General features: G+C 51.2%; 6 protein-coding genes. 5 read left to right on the top strand and 1 reads right to left on the bottom strand.

Annotation, left to right across the window (positions count from 1 at the left end; all coding sequences use genetic code 11):
• Positions 1–63: 63 nt before the first annotated feature.
• A complete protein-coding gene (locus JW984_08640) occupies positions 64–1,002 on the bottom strand; it encodes a patatin-like phospholipase family protein (GenBank protein ID MBN1573245.1) in 939 nt (312 codons plus the stop codon).
• Positions 1,003–1,136: 134 nt separating this feature from the next.
• Here JW984_08640 and JW984_08645 point away from each other — a divergent pair, with 134 nt between their 5' ends.
• From JW984_08645 to JW984_08665, 5 genes are all read left to right on the top strand, one after another.
• Positions 1,137–2,054 carry a radical SAM protein gene (locus tag JW984_08645; GenBank protein MBN1573246.1) on the top strand — a complete coding sequence of 306 codons (918 nt, stop codon included), beginning with the start codon at positions 1,137–1,139 and terminating at the stop codon, positions 2,052–2,054.
• On the top strand, positions 2,054–2,854 hold the full coding sequence (locus tag JW984_08650) for a hypothetical protein (protein ID MBN1573247.1): 801 nt from the start codon (positions 2,054–2,056) through the stop codon (positions 2,852–2,854). Before JW984_08645 ends, JW984_08650 begins: the two co-directional genes overlap by 1 nt.
• A gap of 122 nt (positions 2,855–2,976) precedes the next feature.
• The gene (locus tag JW984_08655) at positions 2,977–3,714 is read left to right on the top strand and encodes a DUF554 domain-containing protein (protein MBN1573248.1); all 738 of its coding nucleotides are present in this window, start codon (positions 2,977–2,979) and stop codon (positions 3,712–3,714) included.
• 254 nt (positions 3,715–3,968) lie between these two features.
• Positions 3,969–4,442, top strand: coding sequence for a hypothetical protein (locus JW984_08660; protein ID MBN1573249.1), 474 nt, complete (start codon positions 3,969–3,971; stop codon positions 4,440–4,442).
• A 362-nt stretch (positions 4,443–4,804) separates the two neighbouring features.
• Positions 4,805–5,581, top strand: coding sequence for a hypothetical protein (locus tag JW984_08665; protein MBN1573250.1), 777 nt, complete (start codon positions 4,805–4,807; stop codon positions 5,579–5,581).
• Positions 5,582–6,184: the final 603 nt, after the last annotated feature.

Genomic DNA, 6,184 nt, shown 5'->3' on the forward strand with positions numbered 1-6,184 from the left:
ATTCCTGGCTTGATCGAGGGTCTATGCTGTCATTCCCGGCTCGATCGGGAATCCAGATAGATATTACTTTGACGCCTCGGTTATGGCCCTCCTTATTTCGGGGAGCGCCCTCCTGGCGGCGCGCTCCCCCTGGAGGAAGAGGTAGTCCTTCCTGGAAAAATCTATCATTCCCACCCCGCTCACGTCGGGTTTGATTACGACGTCCGACTCCTTTACCTTGTACTTGTTTATTTCGGACCCCATTATGTTTATTGTCTGAAGTATGATGTCCACCACGGTATTGATCTTGTAGTTTGTCGATTTGGAGGAGATGTCCACCGCGATGACGACGTCGGCCCCCATCGATCTCGCCACATCGATGGGGAGGTTGTCCACAACGCCGCCGTCCACCAAGAGCTTTTGCCCCACGGCAACCGGTTTGAACACCCCGGGTATGGCGCTGGACGCCCTGACCGCAGTCGAGATGGAGCCTCTCTTAAAGACGACCTTTTCCCCCGTATAGATGTCCGTCGCCACCGCCGCATAAGGTATCTTCAGATCCTCTATGTTTTTGACCTTGATGTTCTTTTCTATAAATTTCAGTATCCTCTCCCCCTTTACGACACCGAGGCCGATGCTCATTATGCTGAAGTCGAAAATATCATCGACCTCCATCTCCCTTGCCTTTTTCTCCAGCATATCCGCATCTTTGTAATACGCGTACAGGGCGCCGGTCAGGCTCCCCGAGCTCGTCCCGACGATGATATCGATCGGTATCCCCTCCTCTTCGAAGACCTTGATCACTCCCACATGGGCGAACCCCCTGGACGCCCCTCCGGACAGGACCAGTCCCACCCTGGGTTTGGATTTTATTGCGGGTTTTTGTATTACGGGAGGTCGACACCCCTGAAAAAATAGGGCGAAAACGGAAAAAAGCAGGATTAGAAGGCACAAAACAGAATACTTCATACCGGAATGCGGCGTTTGGATGACATTTTTTCTGTCGGTTATTGTCGTTTTCATATCGACCTCCAAATAAATTGCTGTGCAGACAATATAACACGTTTAGACATTTAAGGTAAGCTATAAGGTTCCAATTTTGATGCAAAACGAAAAAAAACTTGCGTCTTCTATCTCTTTCATTTAATCTGTTCTATATGAGAGAGGAAAAGAATTTCAAGCCCTCATACATCTCCCTTTGCGAGTCGGGCCTCCTTAAAGAGAGGGTCGAAAGGCTTCATGGGTTCCTTGAGGGATGCGCCTTATGTCCCAGGAAGTGCGGGGTGGACAGGACCATCGGGGAAAAGGGGTACTGCGGGGCCGGGGAGCTTCTCATGGTATCTTCCGCCTTCGCCCACTTCGGCGAGGAGCCGCCCCTTGTGGGAGTGTACGGCTCCGGCACGATATTCCTCACGCACTGTAACCTGAAGTGCGTCTTCTGCCAGAACTACGACATCAGTCACGAGGCGAGGGGCGAGGTGATTTCAACGGAGGAGCTCGCCAAGCAGATGATCGCCCTCCAGGCGAAGGGCACTCACAATATAAATTTCGTCACGCCGACCCATTACGTCCCCCAGATAGTGGAGGCGCTTCCCAGGGCCGTGGAGATGGGGCTCGAAGTCCCCCTCGTCTTCAACTGCGGGGGATACGAGTCAATAGAGGTAATCAGGCTCTTGGAAGGGATCTTCGACATCTACATGCCAGACTACAAGTTCACGGACTCCGATTCGGCAAGGAGGTATCTCGATGCGCCGGACTACCCGGACGTGGCAAAGTCTGTCTTAAAGGAGATGCACCGGCAGGTCGGCGTCCTGAAGGTCGATTTCAGGGGCATTGCGACAAAAGGTCTCCTAATAAGGCATCTCGTAATGCCCGGTGGGGCCGATGAGTCGAAAAGGGCGTTCGAGTTCATAGCGGAGGAGCTCTCTAACGATTCATACGTGAACATCATGGAGCAGTACCGACCCGAGTACAGGGCCTGCGAGTTTGCCGAGATTGCCAGAACTATCACTGGAAACGAGTACATGGAAGCGGTCAAGCTCGCCCGGGGCGCGGGTCTGTCGAGGGGATTTTAGTGTCCGGGGCGGAGATAAACGCGGGGATTTCCGCGGCCCTGAAGAGAAGGGGGATGACGGTTCATCATCACTCCCCCACGTCGGAGTTGATCTTTGACGGGCTTTCCGAAGACGGGGAGGAGGCCCTCTACGGCGCCATGAAGCGTTACTCGGTTCGGCTTCTCATGAGGGACGTAATAAAACACCAGGACGGCTTTTCGGTCGAGATGCTGGGGGGGTTCTCGTCGGGGGAGGCGAAGGCCAGGGAAATAGGGCTTCTGGTCGAGCTTGGGATTGTCGAGGGGGCTGGGGATCTCTTCAGGCTTGCGAAGAGGCCCGTCAGGAGCTTCGGGGCGACGCTGGAGTGGTTCACGGCGCGGGTCATGGGGCTGGAGTTTTCATCGCCGTCGATCTGGGGGGTGACGTTTTCGGGGGCAAAGTCGGGGGGCGATTTCGACGTGGTCTCGTTTTTCGAGGGGGAGCTGATATATATAGAGGTGAAGTCCTCGCCCCCGAAGGGGATCGAGGTGGGAGAGGTGGCCGGCTTCTTGAACAGGGTCAACGCCTTACTTCCCAGGGCTGCGATCTTCTTTGTGGATACCCACCTCAGGATGACCGACAGGGTGGTGCTTCTTTTCCATCAGGAGTTTTTGGAATCGATGAAAGACCCCTTTCCAAAAAGGCTCGATATCCAAAACCTCGAGCGGGAGATATTTCACATCGGACACAGGATATTTATCTGCAACGCATCGAGGGACCTGGTTAGCAATTTCACGGTCTGTTTGAGGGACTTTTTGGCCAGGGGGCTTTCTGTCCTGTGAAGGGGGTTCTTTTTCCCCTGAGAGCTTGTTGGGACGAAACAAATCGTTGATTTTTTCCGGTCTTTGCTGTATTGGTAGTAGGGGCTTTTTTTGTATATAGTTAAGAAAGGAAGAAGGGATTGATGAAGGGAACTATCGTAAACGTAATTGCGGTTGTTTTTGGATCCCTCGTGGGGATTTTCTTTTCCTGGTTCGTGACGCCCAAGATAAGGAGAATCTTGATACAGGGTCTGGGCCTCGCCGTTATCCTGATAGGGGTATCGATGGCGATAAAGACGAACAACGTCCTGATCGTGGCCGGGAGCATGATCCTTGGCGGCGTCCTCGGCGAGGTGATCGACATCGAGGCGGTCCTCGACCGCTTCGGGGAGTGGCTGAAATCGAAGTTCAGGTCGGGGTCTGGGACGTTCGTCACCGGATTCGTAACGGCAAGCCTCGTCTACTGCGTGGGGGCGATGGCCGTGGTGGGCTCCCTCGAAGAGGGGATAAACGGGGACGCCTCCATCCTGTACACCAAGTCGCTCCTTGACGGGGTGGCGTCGGTGGCCTTTGCCTCGACCCTCGGGATCGGAGTGATCTTCTCCATAATCCCCGTGTTTATATATCAGGGGGCATTGACGGTGATGGGGATATATTTGAAAAATATCCTAACGGACCCTGTAATCGCCGAGCTTACCTCAACGGGAGGCCTTCTCATCCTGGGGATTGGGCTCAACCTTATATTTGGAGGAATTGATGATGCCGGTGAGAATGAAGCCGCAGTGTCTCCGCAACGAGTGAAAATCAAGGTTGGAAACCTCCTTCCCGCCCTGATATTTGCCGTTATTATATCGTTTTTGGCGGAACATTTTTCCGGTTAAAAGTGATATACATCACATTTTCAATTTTGTGATTCTAATAGAAGAGGAAAAGTACTTTACAAACATGTTTTTACATAGTATTATAGTAACAAATGAGGCGGGAATATCTGGACAGGGTGGAAGGAGCAATATATTTTTAATGTTTTGTTTCTTTTACTTCTGCTGATTTCCTATGCTTTTATTGGTTCATTTAGTCAGTGTACTGCCAGATGACATGGCATGTAGTTAAAAGAAAAAATGAGATGGAGAAAAAAATGAAGAAATTTACAGTATTGTTTTTATCGGCAATGTTTTTATTCAGCCTTGCATTTTCCGGGTGCGATATGATCGAAGATCTGCTGGGCAAAATAAAAGAGGGTAGCGGAACTACCGAGACGCCGACACCCGCAACGCCGACACCCGCAACTCCGACGCCCTCAACGCCGATGACGCCAAGTTCTTACAGCCAGACCGGATACCTGAACGGACCTGGAGATTCCTACACCTTTTCCGTGGACGCCGGCACAACAAAGCTGGTAGAGGTTCCCTTCGAATATCCGAAAGGATCGGTGGACTTCTGGGTCAAGGTCATAGGCAAGGATGGAAACACCGTCCTCGGCGATTTTGATCTGGACGAAGGGAGTGTCATTCAGCTTATTAACGGCGACGTTTTCTATCTGACTGTCTATTCAAAAGGTGGCGCCGGCTATTGGTCCGCCAATTACACTATTGGAGCAGAGGGGTACTAATACTGCTATTGTGTCGGGAAATCCTGCATAAGTTAATCTTATGTGCCCGGCGAAACTTGCGCTTTCAAAGCTTGTTGCACAGGTATCATTGAAGTTCCCCTTGGTAATAATCCAAGGGATCGGGGAAGTTCCAGGTTAAGGTTGTAAAGGCCGATACAGGCATCGTTCTTGGCAAATTCAACCTCGACAACGGCGAGATCACCCGGCTTGCTGGATAAAAGGCCTTGGGCATTACGGTCTCCGCGGCAAGCTGGTCTGGATGCTGGAGCGCCGGCTGGTAAAAAATCTGGGTCTGGGACGAAACGTTGTTTATTAGGGCGTTTAGACCGGTAGATTCTAAGTCTATCTTGGAGACATTTGTAATGAGGCCGCCGAGATTATTCCTGCTGTTATTTCTGGTCTTTGTCCTGGCCTTTGCGGGCTGCGAAAAGGTCTCTACCGTCTCAGGGGGGGATGGCGAAAAAATATCCCCCGAATCTTCCGGGTCTTCCGTTGGGGAGGGTTTGCCGGACTCCGATATGCCTGTCAAAGGGGAAGGGCCGGTAATAGTCAAGGGATATCTCAAGGGCCCAGGGGATTCTTCCAGATTCAAGGTAGCGGCAGGCGACATAGATGAGCTGAGGGTGTCGTTCGCCATTCCCGCCGAGCCCGCGGATTTCTGGGTGAAGATTACCGGCGAAGACGAAAAGACGCTCTTGGACGACGTCAAGCTGACTAAGGGATACGATATAGTCCTTCTAAACGGGGGCACATTTTATCTTAACGTCTATTCCAAGGCGGGGGAGGGAAACTGGTCGGCAACATATGTCCTGAAGGCCGATGACGAGAGTCCGGAGACACCGGGCCTTGATTCCGATTCCAAATGCACGGTCATGGAGAGTTCGGCGTTTGGAAGTCTTGAAGGCCCCGGAGAATCCTGCGAGATCCCGATCGAGGTCAAGGAGCTTCTCGAGGTGACCTTTACCTACCCCAAAGATTCGGCCGATTTCTGGGTCGAGGTTACAGGACCGGGCGGCGGGACCGCCGTCGGGGAATATAATCTTGCCGAAAACAATGTCGTCACCTTAAACGGGACGGGGAAGTTCAAGCTCACGATCTACTCGAACTACGGGAGCGGAAACTGGAGCGCAACCTGGTAGGGTTGCGGATGATATATAGATACGGGGGGAGGGGGTCGAGGGGATTTCGGCGGGAGATCGATGAAATAAGCTGATAAAACAGGCTGAAAAGATGTTTAATCAAAGGGGGGCTGAAGATGGCCCCCCTTTTTTATTGAATTTTTCAGAAAAAATTTCACCCTGATGGGATCTATAAATACGCAATAATTCTACAAAGGAGTTTTATATTTTTTCAGCTCTCTCCTTTGCTTTGCCTTCGCAGGAATGATTTATGCTGTCATTCCCAACTTGACCGGGAGTCTTATGCTGTCATTCCCAACTTGACCGGGAATCTTATGCTGTCATTCCCAACTCGATTGGGAATCCAGAAAGATATTAATCTGGATTCCCGTTTTCACGGGAATGACATATTTTGGATTCCCGTTTCCTAATGGGATGAAGTATTTTATCATTTCCTTCTTGATAGGAATCCATCCTGTCATTCTCAGCTCGACCGGGAGTCTTATTCTGTCATTCCCAGCTTGATTGGGAATCTTATGCTGTCATTCCCAACTCGATTGGGAATCCAGAAAGGTATTAATCTGGATTCCCGTTTTCACGGGAATGACATATTTTGGATTCCCG

It is taken from the genome of Candidatus Zymogenus saltonus, assembly GCA_016929395.1.
Taxonomy (GTDB): domain Bacteria; phylum Desulfobacterota; class Zymogenia; order Zymogenales; family Zymogenaceae; genus Zymogenus; species Zymogenus saltonus.